The 22,646-nt window shown below is 71.1% G+C and carries 15 protein-coding genes; 1 reads left to right on the forward strand and 14 read right to left on the reverse strand.

Features of this window, described 5'->3' with window-relative positions; genetic code table 11:
- Positions 1-18 precede the first annotated feature (18 nt).
- The 8 genes from CA984_RS02065 to betA all read right to left on the reverse strand — a co-directional run bounded on the left by CA984_RS02065 (position 19) and on the right by betA (position 14,426).
- Positions 19-2,451 carry a non-reducing end alpha-L-arabinofuranosidase family hydrolase gene (locus CA984_RS02065; protein ID WP_207620666.1) on the reverse strand — a complete coding sequence of 811 codons (2,433 nt, stop codon included), beginning with the start codon at positions 2,449-2,451 and terminating at the stop codon, positions 19-21.
- A 15-nt stretch (positions 2,452-2,466) separates the two neighbouring features.
- The gene (locus CA984_RS02070) at positions 2,467-4,530 is read right to left on the reverse strand and encodes a family 43 glycosylhydrolase (RefSeq protein WP_207620668.1); all 2,064 of its coding nucleotides are present in this window, start codon (positions 4,528-4,530) and stop codon (positions 2,467-2,469) included.
- 519 nt (positions 4,531-5,049) lie between these two features.
- The gene (locus CA984_RS02075; RefSeq protein WP_086567321.1) at positions 5,050-5,622 is read right to left on the reverse strand and encodes a sarcosine oxidase subunit gamma; all 573 of its coding nucleotides are present in this window, start codon (positions 5,620-5,622) and stop codon (positions 5,050-5,052) included.
- Positions 5,623-5,775: 153 nt separating this feature from the next.
- Positions 5,776-8,565: a 2Fe-2S iron-sulfur cluster-binding protein gene (locus CA984_RS02080; protein ID WP_207620670.1), complete on the reverse strand. Its 2,790-nt coding sequence runs from the start codon at positions 8,563-8,565 to the stop codon at positions 5,776-5,778.
- Complete coding sequence (locus CA984_RS47000) at positions 8,562-8,840, reverse strand: sarcosine oxidase subunit delta (RefSeq protein WP_012890518.1); 279 nt, start codon at positions 8,838-8,840, stop codon at positions 8,562-8,564. Before CA984_RS47000 ends, CA984_RS02080 begins: the two co-directional genes overlap by 4 nt.
- Before the next feature lie 32 nt (positions 8,841-8,872).
- On the reverse strand, positions 8,873-10,099 hold the full coding sequence (locus CA984_RS02085; RefSeq protein ID WP_086567324.1) for a sarcosine oxidase subunit beta family protein: 1,227 nt from the start codon (positions 10,097-10,099) through the stop codon (positions 8,873-8,875).
- 44 nt (positions 10,100-10,143) lie between these two features.
- On the reverse strand, positions 10,144-12,570 hold the full coding sequence (locus CA984_RS02090; protein WP_086567327.1) for a GcvT family protein: 2,427 nt from the start codon (positions 12,568-12,570) through the stop codon (positions 10,144-10,146).
- Positions 12,571-12,785: 215 nt separating this feature from the next.
- Positions 12,786-14,426, reverse strand: a complete 1,641-nt coding sequence (gene betA / locus CA984_RS02095) for a choline dehydrogenase (protein ID WP_086567330.1) — start codon at positions 14,424-14,426, stop codon at positions 12,786-12,788.
- Between the two features lie 134 nt (positions 14,427-14,560).
- Between betA and CA984_RS02100 the strand changes: the two genes are divergently transcribed.
- On the forward strand, positions 14,561-15,352 hold the full coding sequence (locus tag CA984_RS02100) for an IclR family transcriptional regulator (protein ID WP_207620672.1): 792 nt from the start codon (positions 14,561-14,563) through the stop codon (positions 15,350-15,352).
- Here the strand turns inward: CA984_RS02100 and CA984_RS02105 are convergent.
- The 6 genes from CA984_RS02105 to CA984_RS02130 form a co-directional block, all read right to left on the reverse strand.
- The gene (locus tag CA984_RS02105) at positions 15,324-17,612 is read right to left on the reverse strand and encodes an FdhF/YdeP family oxidoreductase (RefSeq protein ID WP_086567333.1); all 2,289 of its coding nucleotides are present in this window, start codon (positions 17,610-17,612) and stop codon (positions 15,324-15,326) included. The two genes, CA984_RS02100 and CA984_RS02105, sit on opposite strands and share 29 nt — an antisense overlap.
- A 189-nt stretch (positions 17,613-17,801) precedes the next feature.
- A complete protein-coding gene (locus tag CA984_RS02110) occupies positions 17,802-18,923 on the reverse strand; it encodes an aromatic ring-hydroxylating oxygenase subunit alpha (protein WP_086567335.1) in 1,122 nt (373 codons plus the stop codon).
- A 340-nt stretch (positions 18,924-19,263) separates the two neighbouring features.
- Positions 19,264-19,491, reverse strand: a complete 228-nt coding sequence (locus CA984_RS02115) for a response regulator transcription factor (protein ID WP_086567338.1) — start codon at positions 19,489-19,491, stop codon at positions 19,264-19,266.
- Between the two features lie 24 nt (positions 19,492-19,515).
- Entirely contained in the window at positions 19,516-20,808 is a 1,293-nt protein-coding gene (locus CA984_RS02120; protein ID WP_242675683.1) for an MFS transporter, read from the reverse strand.
- Positions 20,809-21,164: 356 nt separating this feature from the next.
- Entirely contained in the window at positions 21,165-21,764 is a 600-nt protein-coding gene (locus CA984_RS02125; RefSeq protein ID WP_086567341.1) for a DUF1707 SHOCT-like domain-containing protein, read from the reverse strand.
- A gap of 64 nt (positions 21,765-21,828) precedes the next feature.
- Complete coding sequence (locus tag CA984_RS02130; protein ID WP_242675684.1) at positions 21,829-22,461, reverse strand: TetR/AcrR family transcriptional regulator; 633 nt, start codon at positions 22,459-22,461, stop codon at positions 21,829-21,831.
- Positions 22,462-22,646: the final 185 nt, after the last annotated feature.

Raw genomic sequence — 22,646 nt, forward strand, 5'->3', positions numbered from 1 at the left:
CGGACCTGTGTCACGCCGTCAGCGCTGTAGGGTCAGCAGGCCCGGCCGGTAGGGCAGGAGGCCGTAGTCTCCGCCGGAGCCGGGGTTGCGTCCTTGGTAGAGCAGCTGCAGATTGCAGGGGTCGACGGTCATGGTCTGATCGGGGCTGGTGCGGATCAGTTCGCCGTGGCTGATGTCATTGGTCCAGGTGGCGCCGCTGTTGGCCTTGCCGGCGAAGGGGTTGCTCTCGGTCGCGGCCTGTGGTGTCCATGTACCGTTCAGACTGGTGGCCGTGAAGGAGCGGAAGTAGCGGCCCTGCGAGCCGATCGCCTCGACGATCATGAGGTATCGGTTCTGGCCCTGGAGCTTGTAGACCTGAACGGCTTCGAACAGGTTGTTCGTCGTGTCGCTCATGATCACCGTCGAGGTCGTGCCGAAACTGCCCGGGAAGTTCCCGATGGGCATGCCGGCCCGGTAGATCTTGCCGTTGTCGCCGGCGAAGAACAGGTACATGTTCGTGCTGTCACCGATGAGCGTCTGGTCGATAGGCCCTGTTCCGGAGCCGGTGATGCTTCCGGAGAAGAGCACCTGCTGGGATGACCAGCCATTCGGATCGGTGGGGTCGCTGGAGGTCCGGTAGGAGAACGCGGTCCCACCCCACTGGTAGGCGAGCACCCAGATGTTCCTTGGGGCGAAGTAGAAGAGCGTGGGCGCGACAGTGGAGACGGACATCGTGTTCTGGCCGGCCGAGGCCATGTCGGACCAGTTGGTGAAGAGGCCGAAGTTCATCGAACCCCACCTCGTGCCCGTGTCGTGCGTCGTCGCGTAGACGAGATGCCCGCCGTTGTAGGGGACGGTGGTGAAGTCCTTGAGCGAGACCCACCCCGGCTTCGGGGTCGCCAGCGGGCCCGTCGATGTCCAGCGGTACGTCGACGGAAGAGCGCACGTACCGGTCGGCGTCGGGGTCGGGGTCGGTCCGCTGCCGACCCGGACGAGTTGCCACTGCTGGTTGCCGCCGCCCCAGTCGTCGTACTGGACGATGTTGGCGCCGTCGGCGGTGGAGGCGCCCTGTACCTCCAGGGCCTTGGCGCTGTTGCGGTTGATGAGGCGGACGTGACCACCGTCGGAATCCGCCAGGCGCCACTGCTGGTTGGCGCCGTTGAGATCGGCCCACTGCACGATCGCCCCGCCGTTGGCGGTGGAGAAGTTGTGGACGTCCAAGACCTTGCCGGAATGGCGGGACTTGACGCGGTAGTAGCCGCCACCCGAGTCGACGAACTGCCACTGCTGCTGGTTGCCGTTGTTACGGGCCCACTGGGTGATGCGGGCACCGTCGCCGGTGGCCAGGTTGTAGACGTCCAGAGCCTTGCCGCTGGTCCGGTTGACCAGGACGTACCAGGCGTTGGTGTCGACCGGGCCGGAGGTCGGGGTGGGGTTGTTGCCGGCGTTGAGGGCGTTGAGCGTGCTGGTGTAGGAGGCCTTCTTGTTGCCGGAGGCGTCGAACAGCAGCGGGTTCTCCCCGGTGCGCCAGGAGTCGCTGTCGCGGATGCCCCAGACGGTGATGCCGGTGCACCGGGACACCGCCAGGCATGCCCGGGTGACGGTGGCGTAGTTGGCGGCCTGGTTGGAGCCGGCGATGTCGAGCTCGGTGATCTGCACGTCGACGCCGAGATCGGCGAAGCGCTGGAGATTGGCCTGGTAGTCACCGGAGACGGAGTTGCCCAGATGGGACTGGAAGCCGACGCAGTCGATCGGCACGCCGCGTGACTTGAAGTCGCGCACCATGTTGTAGATCGCGGTGCTCTTGGCGTTGACGCCGTCGGTGTTGTAGTCGTTGTAGCAGAGCTTGGCACCCGGGTCGGCGGTCCGAGCGGCCCGGAACGCGGCCTCGATCCAGTCGTTGCCGGTCCGCTGGAGGCTGGAATCCCGGCGGGCGCCGGAGCCGCCGTCGGCGAACGCCTCGTTCACCACGTCCCAGGAGTGGATCTTTCCTCGGTAGTGGGTGGCGACCTGGGTGACGTGGTTGAGCATGGCGCCGCGCAGTGCCGAGCCCGACAGGCTCTGCGCCCAGCCGGGCATCTGCGAGTGCCAGGCCAGGGTGTGCCCGCGCACCTTCATGCCCCGGCTGGTCGCGTGGTTCACGATCCGGTCGCCGTTGGTGTAGGTGAACGAGCCACGCGACGGTTCGGTGGCGTCCCACTTCATCTCGTTCTCGGCGGTCACCGAGTTGAACTCGCGGTTCAGGATGTTGACGTAGGTGGAGTCGCCGAGCCTGCCGGCGGCGACGGCGGCGCCGAAGTAGCGACCGCCTCTCTCGGCCGCCGACGCGCCCAGCGTGGAGGCGGCGTCCGCCGGAGCGGAGATCGCCGCCGACACGCCGATGGCGACCGCGCCGACGCTCAGCAGGGACAGGAGTTTCCGCAGTCGTGTGCGCCCGGAAGGCTGGGCCGAGCGGTTTGGGGGGTTCATCATGGGATGCCCTTCGGTTCACGGTGTGGTGAGGTCGAACCGGCGCACTGTCACCGCGCCCCCGAGGGACTGGGTGGCGTAGTTGAACATCGCGAAGCGGTAGCCCATGAAGAACTGCCAGGCGTTGTTCAACGTGAGGGCCGGGCCGAGGGGGGTGAATGTGACGCCGTCGGTGCTGTAGGAGAACCGGGCCTGGCGTCCGGAGCCCGGACGGATGTCGGCGTTGACGCGCAGCCAGATCCGGCCGCCGGAGATGTTGGCGCTCGCGGCTTCGGTGCCGGTTCCGGTGGTCTGCCAGCTGCTGTTCATGGTGAGGCCGTTGGTCATCACCACCCGGTCCGTGCCGTTGTCGCGTTTGACGCCGATCCACGCCGACGAGTCGCGCAGCATCGCCAGCCCGGACCGGTCGCCGTTGCTCATCGTCGAGTAGTCGAGTTCGATCGTCGCGGTGGACGACGGGCCCTGGATGCGGTGGGTCAGGGTGTTGCGGGCGTTGTACAGGTCGCCTGTGACGGTCGCGGTCTGCAGCCGCAGCCCGTTGCCCGCCGACCACTTGGTGTTGTCGGGGTTGTGGTTCCACTCCCACCGGTGGCCGAGCGTGCCCGACGTGAACGTCTCCGGGCCGATCATCGACCGCACGGTCTTGGAGGTCTGGATGTTCGGCCGCGGGTACGTGCTGCTCCAGCCGCCGTTGACCGTCTGGACGGTCGGCCAGCCGTCGGCGCTCCAGGTGATCGGCGCCAGGGCCGGTACCCGGCCGCCGGGGTAGGCGTCGACGAACGACATGTAGTACCAGGCGCCGTTCTGCGTCTGGACCAGGCCGCCCTGGTGCGGCACGCCGCCACCGGAGATCGGGCCAGGCATGTTCAGCAGGACCTGGCGCATCTCGTACGGGCCGAACGGGCTGCTGGAGCGCAGCACGTACTGGCCGTTGGCGGGGCGGGTCAGCCAGATGTAGTAGTAGCCGTTGCGCTTGTAGAAGCGGGCGCCCTCCAGGGTGCCGACGCTGGAGGGGGTCTGGAACACCTGCTGGGCGCGCACCTGGCTGAGCCCGTCGGCCGAGAGCTGGGCGACGCTGATCGTGCCGTTGCCGTAGGCGACGTACATCGTGTCGTTGTCGTCGACGAGCAGGCCGGCGTCGTAGTAGCAGTTGTTGATCTGGGAGCGCTTGGTCCAGGTGCCGTCCACCGCCGAGGCGGTGTAGACGTAGGTGCGGTTGTACTCGACGCAGCCCATCCAGTAGTACGTGCTGTTGCTCGGCCGGTAGTTGAGGGCCGACGCCCAGATGCCCTTCACGTACGCCCGGCCGCCGTTGAGGTCGTAGGCGTTCGAGTTGAAGTCCAGCCGGGGCACCGAATGGCCCGCGTACTCCCAGTCGACCAGGTTGTACGAGCGCAGGATCGGCGCGCCGGGTGAGTAGTGCATCGTCGAGGCCGAGTAGTAGTAGGCGTCGCCGACCCGGATGATGTCGCCGTCGGCGAAGTCCTGCCAGACGACCGGGTTGGTGTACTGCGTCGTGGGGGTCGGGGTCGGTCCGCTGCCGACCCGGACGAGTTGCCACTGCTGGTTGCCGCCGCCCCAGTCGTCGTACTGGACGATGTTGGCGCCGTCGGCGGTGGAGGCGCCCTGTACCTCCAGGGCCTTGGCGCTGTTGCGGTTGATGAGGCGGACGTAGCCGCCGTCGGAGTCGGCCAGGCGCCACTGCTGGTTGGCGCCGTTGAGATCGGCCCACTGCACGATCGCCCCGCCGTTGGCGGTGGAGAAGTTGTGGACGTCCAAGACCTTGCCGGAATGGCGGGACTTGACGCGGTAGTAGCCGCCACCCGAATCGACGAACTGCCACTGCTGCTGGTTGCCGTTGTTACGGGCCCACTGGGTGATGCGGGCACCGTCGCCGGTGGCCAGGTTGTAGACGTCCAGAGCCTTGCCGCTGGTCCGGTTGACCAGGACGTACCAGGCGTTGGTGTCGACCGTCGCCGCGTTCACAGAGGGGGTGGTGAGGGTGAGCAGGGCGCTGGTGAGCACGACTGACGTGATGACGGCGATCAGCACGCGGAGGCGTTTCTGTCTGGTGAGGCGCATAGTTCTCCCTTCAAGCATTTGTTAGCGCTAACATGACGGGCCGGAAGTTACCCGGAAGGTGGCGTCCTGCCGATCCGCGACGCTCGGCGAGGCCCTGATCGGGTCGATGCGCAGCACGTAGCCCTGGTGCCGCTGTCCGGTCCCGTCGTCCGACTCCGTTACGGGCGGGTGCCCGGGGAAGGAGATGCATCCGATGTTCCTGGCCGGTCAGAGATCAGGCGTCGGCCACCAAAGACTGTTATCGCTAACATTTGGGATTCCAGATATCCATGGCCTGCTCCTGGGGGGTGATGCCGCGAATTACATCCGACTGGTCGATCGGCGTCAAGGAGCTGCGGCGCTCGCTGACCTGGGCCCTGCCTTCGGCGCGCCTCCCTGCCTGGACATTCGTCCGGAGGAGATCACCTGATGGCGCCTGCGCAAGTGAAAGTTTCATAGAAGTCACGACTTGGGCAACGGCATGAGGATGCCGACCTCCTCGAACGAGCCGGCTCCGTAGGGGTCCCGGCCCCGCGGCGGTCATCCCGGCTGCCCGGAGAGGTGTTCGGCGGCGGCGTCCAGCAGCCACGCGACGAGGTAGCCGGCGAACGACGGGCGGACGAGCACCAGGAACTCGTCGCCGTCGCGGGCGACGAGCAGGACCTGCGCGCGGGCCAGCATGGTCTGGGCGCACCGGCCCGGGCCGAAGACCCGGGGGTGCAGGTCGAGGGCACAGCCGTGGGCCAGCAGGTCACGTGCCTTCGGCCCGGCCACCAGCAGCGTGGTCCGCTGCGCCGAGACGTCGGTGACCGCGACGTGCCCGGTCCCGGCCGCGGTCCGCAGCCGGGTCTCCAGATCACGTTCCCGTCCGGGCTCCCCGACGATCAGCCACTCGTCGGGACCGAGCCACAGCACGTCGACGTCCGCGCTCCCGTACGTGCCGGGTTCGGTGGGGAGCGGCACGCCCAGGGCGCGCCCGATGTCGCCGGCCGCGGGGTCACCGGGGTCCAGCCGCAGGTTGACCTGGGTGAGGAACGACACTTCCGCGATGCGCAGGTCACCGTCCGCCACCGGCTCGAACCGTGCCGGCGGACTCGGTCGCTCACCCATCATGGCGCGCCCCCTCCGGGTCGTACCGGTCGCACATCCGTCACAGCGCACCCTCTCCAGGTCGTATCGGTCGCTCACCCGTCACAGCGTGCCCCCTCCGGGTCGTACCGGTCGCACATCCGTCACAGCGCGCCCCCTCCAGGTCGTACCGGTCGCTCACCCGTCACGGCGCGCCCCCTCGGGGTCGTAGAGGACATGGCGGGTGACGGTGACGGGGACCTGCTCGGCCCCGACGGGCACGTAGAGCCGGTCGCCGACCCGCTCGCGCCCGCCGCTGACGAGGGCGAGCGCGAAGGTCCGCCCGAGTGCCGCGCTGCGGTAGCTGGAGGTGACGTGGCCGAGTGCGGGGACCGGTGGCTCGGGCAGCCGGGCGGTGGCCACCAGGTGGGCTCCTTCGGGCAGCAGCCGGTCCGGGTCGTCCGGCAGCAGGCCGACCAGGTGCTTGCGGTCGGGCCTGAGGTCGCCGGGGCGGGCGTGTGAGCGCTTGCCGACGTAGTCGGCCTTCTTCCCGGAGAGCACCCAGCCCAAGCCGAGGTCGGCGGGGGTGACCGTGCCGTCGGTGTCCTGGCCGACGATGGGATAGCCCTTCTCGGCCCGGAGCACGTGCATGGTCTCGGTCCCGTACGGCGTGACCGCCCCGCTCCCCTGCACCGCCTCCCACAGTGCGAGCCCGTCCCAGGCGCTGACGTTGATCTCGTAGGCCAGCTCGCCGGAGAAGCTGATCCGGCACACCCTCGCCTCGATGCCCGCCACCCGGGCCTCCCGCCACGTCATGAACGGGAAGCTCTCCCCGTCCACGGCCAGGCCGGGGGCGAGCCCGGCCAGCACGGCCCGGGAGCCGGGCCCGGCGAGCGCCACCGTCGCCCACTGCTCGGTGACGGAGGTGCAGTACACCCTCAGCGACGGCCACTCGGTCTGCAGCCACTCCTCCATCCAGTCCAGGACGGCGGCGGCGTTACCCGTGGTCGTGGTGGCCAGGAAGCGGTCCTCCGCCAGGCGGGTCACCGTTCCGTCGTCGAAGACCGTCCCGTCGGGCTGGCACATCACGCCGTAGCGGATCGCGCCCACGGGGAGGGTGCTCATCATGGCGGTGTAGAGCCGGTCGAGCAGCTCGGCGGCGTCCGGCCCCTGAAGATCGATCTTGCCCAGCGTGGAGACGTCCATCGCCCCCGCGCCCCGCCGTACGGCCGCGCACTCCCGCAGGACCGCGGCCCGCATGTCCTCGCCCGCGCGGGGGTAGTACCGGGGTCGCTTCCACTGGCCGACGTTCTCGAACAGCGCGCCGCGGGCCACGTGCCACCCGTGCAGCGGGGTGACCCGGACGGGATCGTGCAGCGCTCCCCTGTCGCGCCCGGCGAGGGTGGCGAAGCTCACCGGCACGTACGGCGCGCGGAAAGTGGTGGTGCCGAGCTCCGCGACGTCCACTTCCAGGAGGTGGGCGACGACCCCGCTGGTCAGCAGCCCGGAGGTCTTGCCCTGGTCGTGGGCGGTCCCGGCGGTGGTGTAGCGCTTGACGTGCTCGACCGAGCGGAGCCCTGCCCTGGTCGCCCGCATGACGTCGGCGACGGTCACGTCCCGCTGCAGGTCGACGAAGTGGCCGCGGTAGTCGGCGGCGGGGACGAGCCACACGTGCTCGGCGAGCGCCGCCGCGACGTCCTCGGCGCGGGCGGCGGACCGGCGGCCGGCGCGGAACCCTGCCGCCTCCGCCGCCCGCGCCCCGGCCGCGGCTCCGTCGGCGAGGCAGCGGCCCAAAGTGGACAGCCCCCGCGCGGCGCCCGCGACCTCCACCGCCTGGCGGGTGGCGGCGGGCAGGAGGGCGCCGAGCCGCTCGTCGTAGCGGAGCCGTCCTCCCGCCTGGCCGAACAGGTGGACCACGGGGTTCCAGCCGCCCGACACGAGCAGCAGGTCCGCCTCGATCTCCCGGTCCCCGGCGAGACCTCCCCTGGGGTCCGGGGAGACGGTCACCGAGGAGACGCCGTCCTGCCCGTCCACTCCGGTGACGAGGTGCCCGGCGAGCACCTCGCTCCCGTCCCATGACCGGCCGCCGCCCCGCCGTACGTCGACGACGGCCGCGACCTCGACGCCGGCGGCCGTCAGGTCGCGGGCCGCGGCGTAGGCGCTGTCGTTGGCGGTGAACACCACCGCGCGACGGCCCGGCAGGACTCCGTACCGGTTGACGTAGGCGCGGGCGGCGGAGGCGAGCATGACGCCCGGCCGGTCGTTGCCGGCGAAGGCGACGGACCGCTCGTGCGCGCCGGTCGCCAGCACGACGCGGCGGGCGCGGATGCGCCAGAGCCGCTCGCGGGAGGACGCCCGCTCCCCCCGGCGCTCCACCGCGACCAGGTAGTTGTCGTCGTAGTAGCCGAGGACGCCGGTCCGGGCGAGCACCCGCACCTCGGGGTGGCCGTCCAGCTCGGCCAGCGCGGCGGCGGCCCACTCGGCGCCGGGGAGGCCGTCGACCGTCTCGGCGGTGTCCGGCAGGCTGCCGCCGGGCACGGGCCGGTCGTCGGCGAGGACGACCCGGGCGCCGGAGCCGGCGGCCGACAGCGCCGCCGAGAGCCCGGCGGGTCCGGCCCCGACCACCAGGACGTCGCAGTGGGCGTACACGCCGTCGTGGCGCGCCGGGTCGGCCTCGCCGCTCAGCCGCCCCTTCCCCGGCAGGCCCCTGGCCACCAGCCCGTCGTACAGCTCGACGGTGGTGGCCTGCAGCATCGGTTCGGGGAAGGGGTGTTCGATCTGGACGAGCGCGTTGGGCTCCTCGGTCCAGGCTGCGAAGACGCCCCGGGGACGGCCCAGCCGGACGCTCGTCGCGACCGCGCGCACCCCGTTGGCGAGCAGGGCGGAGGCGAGCGTGTCGCCCCGGTACCCCTCGTAGTCGCGGCCGTCGAACCGGAACCGCAGCGTCTCGCCCCGGTGGCCGTCCCTGCGGAACGGCTGGCGGGTCACGGGCTCACCGGCCTCTGCCCGCCCGCGCGGTAGACGGCGTGGATCTCGTTGGTCGCGGTGTCCCGGACGACGTTGAACCAGCGGCGGCAGCCGGCCGCGTGGCTCCACCGTTCGGCGAAGGGCCCCTTGGGGTTGTCGCGGAAGAACAGGTAGCGGGCCCATTCGGCGTCGGAGAGGGCGGCCGGGTCCGCGGGGTAGGCGACGTGCGCCTGCCCGCCGTAGTGGAACTCGGCCTCGTCGCGCGGCCCGCACCACGGACAGGGGATGAGCATCATCTGTCGGTCTCCTTCAGTGGGCTGCCACGGCCTCAGTGGGCCACCGCGGCGGCGCCGTGCTCGTCCACGAGCGCGCCGGTGGTGAATCGCTCGAGGGAGAAGGGGGCGTTGAGCGGGTGCGGCTCGCCGTGGGCGATCGTGTGCGCGTAGCACCATCCGACCCCCGGCGTGGCCTTGAACCCGCCGGTGCCCCAGCCGCAGTTGACGTAGAGGTCCTCGACCGGGGTGAGCCCCACGACCGGGGAGGCGTCGGGGGTGACGTCCACCACCCCGCCCCAGGTCCGCAGCACGTGCGCCCGCGCGAAGACGGGGAACAGCTCCAGCGCCGCCGCCATCTGCCGCTCGATGACGTGGAAGGCGCCGCGCTGCCGGTAGGAGTTGCAGGCGTCGATGCCCGCCCCCATGACCAGCTCGCCCTTGTGCGCCTGGCTGACGTAGACGTGCACGGCGTTGGACATGACCACCGTCGGGTGCACGGGTTCCAGCAGCTCCGAGACCAGCGCCTGGAGGGGGTGGCTCTGCACCGGCAGGTCCAGCCCCGCCATCCGGGCCACGACCGAGGAGTGACCGGCCGCGCACATCGCGACCCTGCCCGCCGCGATGCGGCCCCTGGTGGTCCGTACGGCCCGCACCCGCCCGCCGGTGACCTCGATCCCGGTGACCTCGCAGTGCTCGATCAGGTCGACGCCCATCGCGGCGGCCGCGCGGGCGAACCCCCACGCGACGTTGTCGTGCCTGGCGATCCCGGCCCGGGGCTGGTAGGTCGCGCCCAGCACCGGGTAGCGCACGCCGGGCGAGACGTCGACGATCGGACAGACCCGCCTGACCTCCTCTGGGTCGAGCCACTCGGCGTCGACGCCGTTGAGCCGGTTGGCGTTGACCCGGCGCACGCTCTCCCGGACGTCCTGCAGGCTGTGGGCGAGGTTGAGCACGCCGCGCTGACTGAACAGGATCGGGTAACCGAGATCCTCCTCCAGCCCCTCCCACAGTTTCAGCGCGTGCTCGTAGATGCCCGCGCTCTCCTCCAGGAGGTAGTTGGAGCGGATGATGGTGGTGTTGCGGGCCATGTTGCCGCCCGCCAGCCAGCCCCTCTCCAGCACGGCCACGTTGGTGATCCCGTGGTCTCTGGCCAGGTAGTAGGCCGTCGCCAGGCCGTGACCGCCCCCTCCGACGATCACCACGTCGTAGGAGGCCGCCGGCTCGGGGCTGTTCCACAGCCGGTCGGGGTGCTCGGGCGGGCCGGCGTCGTGGACGCTCATCGCGGTCCCTTCGGTGAGGCGGTCATGGGATGCCCTGCCGCGTCCTAGCCGCGCAGCCGGTCCATCGCCGGGTCGTAGAGCGGTTCCCCGGCGACGGCGGCGGCGATCCGCCGGTCAAAGTAGCCGATGTGGAGGGCCTGTCCGGGGACGGAGAGCGCGGCCGGCAGCCAGGCGTAGGCGACGCCCCTGCCGATCGTGTGGCCGTAGGCGGCGCTGGTGACGTATCCGACGCACTTCTCGCCGTCGTAGACGGGTTCCTTGCCCATGACGACGGCGTCGGGGCCGTCGATCGTCAGGCAGGTCAGCCGGCGCCGCACCGAGGCGTGGCGCTCCCGGAGGGCCGCGCGGCCGATGAAGTCGCCCTTGCCCTCCTTCCGTACGGCGGAGCCGAGGCCTGCTTCGTAGGGGTCGTGCTCGTAGGTCATGTCGGTGCCGAAGGAGCGGTAGCCCTTCTCCAGCCGGAGGCTGTCGAAGGCGCCCCGGCCGCCGGCGACGACCCCGTGCCGCAGGCCCTCCTCCCAGAGGGTGTCCCACAGCTTGGCGCCCAGGTCGGCCGTCGTGTAGAGCTCCCAGCCGAGCTCGCCGACGTAGGAGAGGCGGAGCGCGGTGACGGGCACCGTGCCGACGTGGCCGCGCTTGCCCCGGAAGTAGCGGAAGCCGTCCCGGGAGAAGTCCGGGCCGCCCAACGGGACCATCAGGTCACGGGCGCGGGGGCCCCAGACGCCGACGCAGCAGGTGCCCGCCGTGATGTCGCGGATCACGACCGAGCCGTCGGCCGGGAGGTGGCGGTGGAGCCAGTCGAGGTCGAGGTTGCCGTTGGCGCCGATCTGGAACAGCTCCGGGCCGAGCCGGGCGACGGTGATGTCGCCGCGGATGCCGCCGTCGGCGTTCAGCAGCAGGCAGTAGGTCACCGAGCCGACGGGCTTGCCGACGTCTCCGGTCGAGACCCGCTGCAGGAAGGCGGCGGCCCCCCGGCCGCCGACCTCGATCCGCTTGAGCGCGCTCATGTCGTACAGCGCGACGGACTCCCGGGAGGCCCGGGCCTCGGCGGCGACGATCGGCGACCAGTAGCGGGCGGCCCACTCGTCCGGCCGGGGGACGGCCCGGCCTTCGGCCAGCGCGGCGTTGGCGCCGTACCACTGGGGTCGCTCCCAGCCGCCGGCCTCCAGGAAGAACGCGCCGAGCTCGCGCTGCCGGGGGTGGAAGGGGCTGGTGCGGATCGGGCGCAGGTTCTCCGGCGGTTGCAGCGGGTGGATGATGTCGTAGACCTCGGCGAAGTTCTGGCAGCCGCGGGTCAGGACGTACTCCGGGGCGAGCTGGTGGGGCTCGAACCGGTTGACGTCGCACTCGTGCAGGTCGAAGGACGAGCAGTGGCCGTCGGCCAGCCATTCGGCCATCGCCCGGCCCACGCCCGCCGAATGTGTCACCCATACGGCCTCGGCCACCCAGAAGCCCCCGACCTCGGGCGACTCGCCGAGCAGCGGCATGTTGTCGGTGGTGAAGGAGAAGAGGCCGTTGACGCCCTCCGCCGGCTCGGTCTCCCGCGTCGCGGGCAGCAGGGACCGGGTCTCGGCCCACGCCGGGGCGAAGTCGTCCCCGGTGAACGGCATCACTGACGGCATCGTCTCCGCCGCGCCGATCGGGAGGATCTCGTCGGGGCGGATCGGCATCGGGCGGTGCCCGTAGTAGCCGATGCCGATCCGCTCGAAGTGCTCCCGGTAGTACAGGTCGGCGTCCTGGTGGCGCAGTATCGGCCGGACGGCCTCCTCGGTCTGCCCGCTCAGCGCGGGGACGGGCCCGGTCCAGGCGAACTGGTGCGCCATCGGGGTCAGCGGGAGGGACATCCCCACCATGCCCGCGATCTTCGGGCCCCAGATGCCCGCGCAGCAGACCACCAGGTCGGCCGGGATCTCGCCCCGATCGGTGACGACGGCGGCGACCCGGCCGTCCTCGACGCGGATGTCCAGCACCTCGTGCCGGTCCAGCACGCGCACGCCGCGTTCCCCGGCGCGGCGGAGCTGGACCTCGACGGCGCGCACCGCCTGCGCCAGGCCGTCACCGGGGAGGAAGAGGCCGCCCAGCACCCGGCCGGGGTCCAGCAGGGAGTGCCGCTCCAGGCACTCCGCGGGCGTGAGCAGGTGCGCCTGGAGCCCCCAGGCCACGGCCCAGCCGTGGCGGCGGCGCAGTTCGAGGAGCCGCTCGGGCGTGGTGGCCACCTCCAGGCCGCCCACCTGGAGGAAGCAGCCGAGTGACGTGAACTTCTCGACGGTGTAGCGGGCCAGCGCCGTCATGGTCTTGGACGGGTTCGTCTGGAACACCAGCCCGGGGGCGTGAGAGGACGATCCCCCCGTGGACGGCACGGCGCCCTGGTCGACGACGGTGACGTCGTCCCAGCCCCTCGCGGAGAGCTCGTCCGCGAGGGCCGCGCCGACGACTCCGGCTCCGATGACGACGACGCGACGGCCTGCCATACCCACCTCCGCCGTTGCGCACTTCAAAACGTAGTGCGCTTCCCGCAACAGGTTCTCTCTTGCGGACCACTCGGTCAAGGATGGATCGGGGGCCGCCGGAGGAGCGGCCGTCCGCCTCTCCGGCGGAGGTCGCCGGAGGGGCGGGCCGTACGGTCAGCCGGCCTTGCCCTCGCGGCGCCGGTGGAAGCCGGCGGGTGACGGGGCGGGCCGTACGGTCAGCCGTCCGTGCCCCGGCGGTGCCGGTGGAAACCGGCGGGTTCGGCCGCCATCGGCGTGTTGCCCAGGATCAGGTCCGCCGCCTTCTCCGCGACCATCATGACCGGCGCGTAGATGTTGCCGTTGGTCACGTACGGCATGACCGAGGCGTCCACGACACGGAGCCCGTCGAGGCCGTGGACCCTCATGGAGAGCGGATCGACGACGGCGAGGCCGTCGACGCCCATCCGGGCGGTGCAGGAGGGGTGCAGCGCGGTCTCGCCGTCCCTGGCCACCCAGTCCAGGATCTCCTGGTCGGTCCGGACCTCCGGTCCGGGCGACAGCTCCCCCGCGTTGAACTCGTCCATCGCGCGCTGGGTGAGGAGGTCGCGGGCGACCCGGACCGCCTCCACCCACTCCCGCCGGTCCCGCGCGGTGGACAGGTAGTTGAACCGCAGCGCCGGGTGGACCCGGGGATCGGTGCTTCTGATCTTCACCGAGCCGCGCGCGTCGGAGTACATCGGCCCGATGTGCACCTGGTAGCCGTGCCCGCCGGCGGGCGCGGACCCGTCGTAGCGGACGGCGACGGGCAGGAAGTGGAACATCAGGTTGGGGTAGTCGACGTCGTCGTTGCCGCGGACGAAACCGCCCGCCTCGAAGTGGTTGGTCGCCCCGGGCCCGCTGCGCAGGAACAGCCACCGCGCGCCTATCCACGGCCGGTTGCGCCACTTCATCGCGGGCTGCATCGACACCGGCCGCCCGCAGGCGTACTGGATGTAGACCTCCAGATGGTCCTGCAGGTTCTCCCCCACCCCCGGCAGGTCGTGCACGACGTCGACGCCGAGGGCGCCCAGTTCCGCGGCGTGGCCCACGCCGGAGAGCTGGAGCAGCTGCGGGGAGTTGATCGCGCCGCCGCAGAGGACGACCTCGCCCGCGCGGACCGTCCGGCCGTTGCACTCGACGCCGACGGCGCGTCCCCCCTCGAAGAGGATCTTCGTGACGAACGCCCGCGTCCTGATCTCCAGGTTGGGGCGTCTCCTGACGGGGTGCAGGTAGGCCCGCGCGGCGGACAGCCGGCGCCCCCGGCGGATGGTGCGGTCGAAACGGGCGAAGCCCTCCTGGCGGTATCCGTTGACGTCGTCGGTCAGCGGGTAGCCGGCCTGCTGCGCCGCCTCGAAGAACGCCGCGAACAGCGGGTTGCGCACCGGCCCGCGCTCAAGCACCAGAGGCCCGTCGTGCCCGCGCAGGGGATCATCCGGGTCCGCGGCGAGGCAGTTCTCCATCCGCTTGAAATAGGGCAGGCAGTGGGCGAAGTCCCAGGTCTCCATGCCCGGGTCGGCGGCCCAGCGCTCGTAGTCCAGGGGATTGCCCCGCTGGAAGATCATGCCGTTGATGCTGCTGGAACCGCCCAGGACCTTGCCGCGGGCGTGATAGATCCGGCGGCCGTTCATGTGCGGTTCGGGCTCGGACTCGTACTTCCAGTCGTAGAACCGGCTGCCGATGGGGAAGGTCAGCGCGGCGGGCATGTGGATGAAGACGTCCCAGGGGTAGTCCGGCCGGCCGGCCTCCAGCACCAGCACCCGGTTGGCGGGGTCGGCGGACAACCGGTTCGCCAGCGCGCTTCCGGCTGATCCACCCCCAACGATGACGAAGTCGTACATGTCTGCCTCGTCTCGCGACAGCAAGAGGTGAGATCAACGATCGTACTGAATGCCGCAATTCATTGCACCATCCGCAACGGAGATCGGGCGGGCGCTGTTGGACGCGCGTTCCATACAGCGCCTACAGTCCCGCTATGGGCAACGACTCCTCCAGCCACCGGGCTGACGGCACCGGCGGGGTGCAGTCGGTCGACCGGGCCATCAGCATCCTGGAGATCCTTTCCCAGCGTCAGGAGGCCGGTGTCAGCGAGGTCGCCGTGGAGATCGGCGTCCACAAGTCGACCGCCTTCCGGCTGCTCGGCGCGCTGGAGTCCCGGGGCCTGGTCGAGCAGGCCGAGGACCGGGGGAAATACCGGCTCAGCTTCGGAATGGTCCGTCTCGCGGGCGGCGTGGCCGCCCGGCTGGACCTCACCCAGCAGAGCCGCCCCGTATGCCGGCGTCTCGCCGAGGAGATCGGCGAGACGGTCAACATCGCCGTCCTGCGCTCCCACTACGCGGTGAACCTGGACCAGGTGCGCGGACCCTCGGCGGTCACCACCCAGAACTGGATCGGCCAGCTCACCCCGCTGCACGCCACGTCGAGCGGGAAGGTGCTGCTGGCCCACCTCGACGACCGCCACCGGGCGCGGCTGCTCGACGCCGCCGGCTTCGAGCGGTACACACCCGGCACGATCACCTCGCTCCCCGCTCTCGAAGAGCAGCTGGACGAGGCCCGGCGCAGGGGCTACGCGGTCACCGTCGAGGAGTACGAGGCCGGGCTGAACGCCGTCGCGGCCCCCGTCCGCTCCCACGACGGCGAGGTCGTCGCCGCGGTCAGCGCCTCGGGTCCGGCCTACCGCCTCGGCGAGGAGCGGCTGCACGCCCTCGCCCCGGTCCTCGTCGCCGGGGCGCGGGACATCAGCCACCGCCTGGGGCACACCGGCTGAGCCGCACCACGACGCTCTTGGAGGTGGGGGTGTTGGAGGTCTCCGCGACCGAGTCCAGCGGCACGAGCACGTTGGTCTCGGGGAAGTACGCCGCGCAGCACCCGCGCGCCGTCGGGTAGGCGACGACGCGGAAGGCCTCGGCCCTGCGCTCCCCGTCGGGCCACTCGCTGACCAGGTCCACCATGTCGCCGTCGGCCAGATCCCGCTCGGCCAGGTCGCCGGGGTGGACGAAGACGACGCGGCGGCCACCGCTCACCCCCCGGTAGCGGTCGTCCATGCCGTAGATCGTGGTGTTGTACTGGTCGTGGCTGCGGACCGTCTGGAGCAGGAGCCGCCCGGCGGGGACGCGCAGCACCTCCAGGGCGTTGACGGTGAAGTTTGCCTTCCCCGTCGCGGTCGGGAACCGCCGCTCGTCGCGGGGCGCGTTGGGCAGGGCGAAGCCGCCGGGTTCCCGGACGCGGGCGTTGAAGTCGCCGAACCCGGGCACCACCCGGGCGATGCGGTCGCGGATCGCGTCGTAGTCGGCCTCGAACTCCTCCCAGGGCACGTGGGGGTCGGCGCCGAAGACCTCCCGCGCCAGCCGGCAGACGATCGCCACCTCCGGGAGCAGGTCCGGCGAGGCGGGGCGGAGCCGGCCCCGGGAGGCGTGGACCAGGCCCATGGAGTCCTCGACCGTGACGAACCGGTCGCCGTCGCGCTCGGTACGCCCCAGCGTCGGGAGGATGAGCGCCTGCTCGCCGCAGACGGTGTGGGAGCGGTTCAGCTTGGTCGACACCTGCACCGTCAGCCGGGCCCGGCGCATCGCCGCCTCCGTCACCGCCGTGTCCGGGGTCGCGGCCACGAAGTTGCCGCCCATCGCGAAGAACACCTTCGCCTCTCCCGAGCGCAGCGCCCTGATCGCCGCCACGGTGTCCAGCCCGTGGCGCCGGGGCGGCTCGAAGCCGAACTCCTCGCGCAGGGCGTCGAGGAAGCCCTCGGCGGGCCTCTCGAAGATGCCCATCGTGCGGTCGCCCTGGACGTTGGAGTGCCCGCGCACCGGGCAGACCCCCGCGCCCGGCCGTCCCACGTTGCCGCGCAGCAGCAGGAAGTTGACCACCTCGCGGATGGTGGCGACGGAGTTCTTGTGCTGGGTGAGGCCCATCGCCCAGCACACGATCACCGAGCGCGCCCCGAGCACGTCGCGGACCGTCTCCTCGATGGCGGGCCGCTCCAGCCCGGTCGCCTCCTCGACGTCCGCCCAGTCGAGGTCGCGGACGCTCTTGGCCCACTCCTCGAAGCCGTGGGTGTGGGACCGGACGAACTCGTGGTCGACCACCGAGCCGGGGGCCGCGTCCTCGGCCTCCAGCAGCAGCCGCGACAGGGCCTGGAAGAGCGCGAGGTCGCCGTTGAGCCGGATCTGCAGGAACCGGTCGGCCAGCGTCGTGCCGCGCCCCACCACGCCGGACGGCCGCTGCGGGTTCTTGAAGCGCAGCAGCCCCGCCTCGGGCAGCGGGTTGACCGCGACGATCCGCGCCCCGTTCCGCTTGGCCTTCTCCAGCGCCGACAGCATGCGCGGATGGTTGGTGCCGGGGTTCTGGCCGACGACGAAGACGAGGTCGGCGCGGTGCAGATCCTCCAGCGACACCGTGCCCTTGCCGACGCCCAGCGTCTGGTTGAGCGCCGAACCGCTGGACTCGTGACACATGTTGGAGCAGTCCGGCAGGTTGTTGGTGCCGAACCGGCGCACCATGAGCTGGTAGGCGAACGCGGCCTCGTTCGAGGTGCGGCCGGAGGTGTAGAACACCGCCTCGTCCGGGCCGCCGAGCGCGCGCAGCTCCCGGCCGACGATCGCGAACGCCTCGTCCCACGTCACCGGCACGTAGTGGTCGGACCCGGCCGGCTTGTGCATCGGCTCGGTGAGCCGTCCCTGCTGGCCCAGCCAGTAGTCGGTGCGCCCCGCCAGCTCTTCCACGGTGTGCCCGGCGAAGAAGTCACGGGTGACCCGGCGGGTGGTGGCCTCCTCGGCGACCGCCTTGGCGCCGTTCTCGCAGAACTCCGCCGGGCTGCGGTGCTCCCCCTCCGGCCAGGCGCAGCCCGGGCAGTCGAAGCCCTCCTTCTGGTTGACGCGGACCAGGGTCAGGAGGGTACGGCCGACGCCCATCTGGGCGTGGGAGGCCAGCAGCGAGCGGGTCACTCCCGGCATGCCCGCCGCCCACTCCTTGGGCGGGCCGACCTTGAGATCATCCTCGGTGACGTCCTCGCGCGGAGCCTTCCTCGCCATCCCGGCACCTCTTCTCTTCCGAATCCCGGTTCTCCGCCGGATCGCCGGCCACGCGGACGCCGCCCTCGGCCCGTCGAGCACCCAATCTACGCCGACGCCGCCCGTCGGCCGAGCGCCGATCCGCGGCGACGCCGTCCCTCTGCCCGGCGCCCGATGCGCGGCGCCGCCCCCTCCGGCCGAGCGTCCCGTCTACGACACCGCCCCCAGCCTGCCGAGCACCCAGTCGTGGAACGCCCCGATGTGGTGCTCGCTCGGCACCAGGACACCGCCCCGGGCGTACGCCCGGGAGCTCATCGCCGGCTGGCATCTCTCGCAGGCCTCGAAGTCCTGCACGTTGACCCGGTGGAAGAGCTCGACCGACGGGCCGAGGTCCGCGTCCCGCCCGACGACGTCCTCGCGGAACAGCCAGTCGCACTCGATGATCGTCCGGCCGGCCGCCAGGGGGAACATCCGATGGATGATCACGTGGTCGGGCACCAGGTTGACGAAGACCTGCGGCTTGATCGTGATCGCGTAGTAACGGCGGTCCTGGTCCTCCCCCACCCCCGGGATCCGGTCCACGCCCTCCGATCCGTCGACCGTGAACCCCTGGATGTTCTCACCGAACTCCGCCCCGTGCCCCACGAAGGACTGCGCCGCGTACCCGTCGGCGAACTCCGGGAGCACCTCGGTGAGCTCGGGGTGGATGGTGGCGCAGTGATAGCACTCCATGAAGTTCTCGACGAGGAGCTTCCAGTTGGCCTTCACGTCGTAGACGATCCTGCGGCCCACGGCGAGGTCGTCGATGCCGTAGTTCCCGATCGGCTCCTCGGCGCCCAGCCGGGTCACCACCTCGCCGACCACGTCGGCCTCGAACGACGGCGGGTCGCCGGCCAGGCACACCCACACGTAGCCGAGCCACTCCCGCACGTGGACGTCCACCAGCCCGAACGCGACCCGGTCCACGTCGGGCATCCTGGCGAGGTTCGGAGCGGCGATCAGCCTGCCTTCGAGATCGTAGGTCCAGGCGTGGTAGGGGCACGAGAAGGCATGCCTCACCTCGCCGGACTCCTCGGTGCGGAGCCGGGCGCCCCGGTGGCGGCACACGTTGAGGAAGGCGCGGATCGATCCGTCCCGGGCCCGGGTGACGAGGACGCTCTCCCGCCCCACCTGAACCGTCCTGAAAGCGCCGGGCCTGCCCAGGTCGGAGGCCCGGACGGCGCAGAACCACATCGACTCGAAGATCTTCGCCTGCTCCAGGGCGAAGACGCCCTCGTCGGCGTAGTAGCCACCGGGCAGGGTGGAGATCAGGCTGGGCGGCAGGGGGGTCACGGCGCCTCCTCCGGCGGGACGACATAGAGGATGCCGTCCTCAGCCACCAGCCGGTGGGCCTCGCCTCGCGGAAGGGCGGCAAGGGGGCGCGCGGGGATCATCGCACCCACCTCTGGTTTTACAAGAAGAAACGCAAAGCGCTATACGCAACAGCGTGAGCTCGCGGAATTCCCCTGTCAAGAGTCGACACGCAGCACCGAATCCCCCATAATCCCTGTGCCTTCCTTCGGACGGAATCTTCGGGAGAGCCCCGCATCTCCGGTGAACGGCTACGCGTCCCGTCACCTGCTGTGGTGACGTCCTCCCCCCATCTCACCGGTCCCCTCTTACCCGGGAGGTCTCACCGGGTGTCGCTTACCCGGGAGGCGTTCAGCCAGAGGGCCGCCTGAATGTGGCTGTTCACCCCCAGCTTGCGGTAGACCGCTTCGAGGTGCTTGTCCAGCGTTCTGATCGAGATCCGCAGTCGCCGCGCCGCGACCTGGCGGGTGAGTCCGGCCGCGATGAGCTCGAGGACCTGTTCCTCACGCGGCGTCAGACGGCTCTGTGCGGCCGCGTCAGGGAACGGCATCCGCCGACGGGGACGCGCGGCGTGTCAGCGGCAGGAGAGTGCGGTCCGGGGCTGTGTGTCGCGGGAGGGGACGGCCCGATGGACGATGACGGCGGCGGTGAGGCACACGGCTCCGGCGACTGCCATTCCGGATGAGGGACCGAGAGCCGCCATCACCCCGGTGGCAGTCGCCAGGGTGAGTGTCTCCAAGCTCATCCGCGCCGTGCTGAACAGCGCGGCGCCCGCCCCTCCGCGATGGGAGGGCACGTACCTGAGCGCTTGCCCGTCCGGGACGCCCTCGGTCAGCCCGAGACACAGCCCGAGGACCCCGGCCGCGACGAGAAGGGCGGCAGGATGGCCGGTCACCTGGAGGACGACCGCGGTGACGGTGCAGGCGGACAGGGCGGTCGTCACCAGCGGCCGTGCCCATCGGCGCGCGAGCCGCGCGGCGAGAAGCGGAAAGACCGTTGACGGCACGGTCAGCAGGCTGAGCATGACCGCTGACTCGCCCGGCCCCATGTTCCGGGCGGAGCCGAGCTGAGGGAGCACGGTCAACCCCACCACGAGCATCCCCATGAGGGCCCCCGTGGACACGGCGTACGCGCGATAGGCGGGGATCCGCAACAGGTCCACGGGGATCGCGGGATCGGACGCACGCCGTTCCACGCGGACGAGCCATGTGGCGCCGGCCGCCGCGACGAGGACGAGTACCCCCGGCCCCCACCACGGGACGCCGGCCCCAAGGCCCAGCCCGAGCGCGGTCACCGCGGCGGCGATGGTCACCCCGAAGAGGACGGCGCCGGCGAGGTCGAACTCCTCGGGCACCTCGGGGCTGCGAAGACCCGGAAGCCCGAGCGTGGCCAGGGCCGCCAGGGCGGCGACGGCCCCCGGCGCGACGAAGACGAGGGGCCAACCTCCGATGGCCATGAGGGCCTGGGCGACGACCGGACCCAGCGCCAGACTGCTGCCCAGCACGGCGCCCGCGTAGCCGTACACCCGACGCCGCTCCTCCGGCGGGTACACGGCCAGGATCATCGACGATCCACCGGCGGCGCACATGGCCGCCCCGACGCCGGCGACCACGCGAAGGGCTACAAGGGACAACAGGTCCGGGGCGAGGGCGGACAGGACCCCGGTGGCTGCGACGACGATGTTGCCGGCGGCGAAGAACCGGGTGCGGGCGGTGCGATCCGCTGTCGTCCCCGCCAGTAGCAGGACCGCGGCGAAGAGCCCGTTGTAGGCGAGGACGATCCACGGACCCAGGGCATCCGCACCGGGGAGCCGCGCGGTCACATCGGGGACGACCGCTGTCGCACCGGTGATCGCGAGCGGGAACACCGCATCAGAGATGAGGGCGGCCCAAAGGACACGCCGACGTTGACGGGGAGACAAGGCGAACATGAGTGCGCTCCGGAACAAGGGGAGTCCGAGCGCCACGAAGGCGCTCCTGGCCAAGGGTCAGGAGCGACGGCGAGAACTGGGGTTTTGCGCCGTCGCTCTCAGCGACGGCGCACCTTGTCCGTTTTCGACACGAGCACACGCTAGCAGCGGTCCCGGGCGAGCCTCCGCCGAGATACCGCCCCAGGGCACGTCCGCATGTCCGGCGGAATCCGGTGGCGCGCAGTGCGGCCTCGGCGGCGGTCGCCTTCGCCGACGTCTCTTCGCAGGAGAGGCGTCGGAGCTCACGGGCGCCCTTAGTCGCGGTCGAAAGACACCTTGGGGGCCTCCTTGACCTTCGTGCCGACGCCGCCGAACAAGGCGAGACCGCTGATGACGATCCGTGGCGCTCCCCGCTCCCTGCGGACCGCACTCCTGTCGAATGCGCCGAACAAGCCGAAGCCCTTGATCTCGACTTCCACGTCGTCGGGCACGATGACCTCCGTGTATCCCCACAGGGCGAAGGCGCGCACCCGGATCTCCCGGTCGGCGAAGCGGGCATCGCGCAGATCGATCTCACCGCCGCCGAACACCGACAGCGACGTGAACGCGCGCGGGGCGACCCAGCGGCCCTTGCGGCTGAACCAGCCGAACACGCTCATCGCGAAATGGGAGCTGGGCTCGTCCCGCACCACCAGCAGGTCCGCGCGGGTCGGCTCGGGGAGGCCGCGTCCCGCGTGCGCGAGCTCGCCCCGGGTCTTGGCCTCGTAAATCTCGGTCAGCCGCTGATCCAGCTCGTCCAGCTCGATCCGGCCCGCGGCGGCGGCCTCCTGGAGCCGCCGGGTCGCCCGGTCACGGTCTCCGTCGGAGGGGCGCACCTGCCGGCCCGGGGTGAGGTCGGGATGATGCTCAACCATGTTTCCAGTCCTGTCCATGCGATCAGCGTGACCGGACCATCTTATTCTCCAATTGGAGAATAATTCAGCCGGCAGCCTCCCGACCGGACTCCTCCGTCATGTGAGCACCCATCATCCGCGCGAGCTGGACACGGAACTCCGCTTCGTGCGCCGGGTCATCGGGATCGTGGCCCATGCCCGCCAGCCACGACCGGCCGCCGATGGCGAACCCGTAGGCGGCCGAGAGCCCGATCAGCGCGACCGCCTCGATGCGCGACCGGCTCGGAACGGGCCGCCCCGCGAGTGCGGCGCGGATCCCGGCCTCGATCGTGTCGACCAGCTCCACCAGCTCCGGTCGTGCGGCGCCCCGGTAGTCGCCGTGGATCTCGGCCCAGACGAACAGGCGCAGGTAGCGCTTGTCCGCCAGGGTGTCGAACACCACGTCCATGATCCCCGCCGCGAGTGGCACGCCGTCCTCGGTGCGGATGCGCTCGCGGACCCGCGCCTCGATACGGTCGTTCTCGACTCGCAGTACCTCCTTGACCAGGGCGGCATAGGTGCCGAAATAGTGGGACACGAGCCCGTGGGCGACGCCGGCGGCCTCGGCGATCTGCCGCAGGCTGACGTTGTCCGGACCCCGTTCTACGATCAGCTCGGCTGCCGCCGCCAGCAGCTCGGCGCGTGATTCCGCGGGGCTGCGCCTGCGTCTGGGTGTCATGAACGGCAGTTTATTGTCCACTGGACAACAGGAGTGGAGATCGTTCCGCTGCCCGCCGAGGGCCCGCTCCTACGCGCGATACCGATCGTCTCGCCCGGCTCATCGACTCGGGGGCCGGAGAGATTCAGATCGGCATCGACATGCTCACGAGCCGCCCTTGACGCCCCCGATCCCGCCCTGACTGA

This window comes from Streptosporangium minutum (assembly GCF_002149035.1).
Classification (GTDB): domain Bacteria; phylum Actinomycetota; class Actinomycetes; order Streptosporangiales; family Streptosporangiaceae; genus Streptosporangium; species Streptosporangium minutum.